At 42.6% G+C, this 223-nt stretch carries 1 pseudogene; it reads right to left on the bottom strand.

The annotated features are described in order from the left end of the window. Positions 1 to 223 (bottom strand): annotated as a pseudogene (locus NE558_RS14355) (hypothetical protein); the annotation flags it as partial.

The following is a 223-nucleotide window of genomic DNA, read 5'->3' as shown; positions in this document are numbered from 1 at the left end:
GCTGCTACTGCAATTTTCACTGCAGTACTTACATTGCCTGCTGCATCCTTCACAACTACATATACATCCTTATCTCCTGCTGTCAAAGCTACACTTGCTGTTACTTCTTCTGTAGTGCAATCTGTTCCAGCTCCTGTTGTATCAATCGTAGGTGCTGCTGCATCTTTTTCCACTACTGCTGTGTAATACTTACCAGCTTCGTTTGATGTAAACTTCACTGTTG

Origin of the sequence: Anaerotignum propionicum (assembly GCF_024461735.1) — a bacterium.
Lineage (GTDB): Bacteria > Bacillota > Clostridia > Lachnospirales > Anaerotignaceae > Chakrabartyella.
Note: the sequence above shows the minus strand (reverse complement) of the source record. Positions and strands in the feature narration are given on the sequence as shown.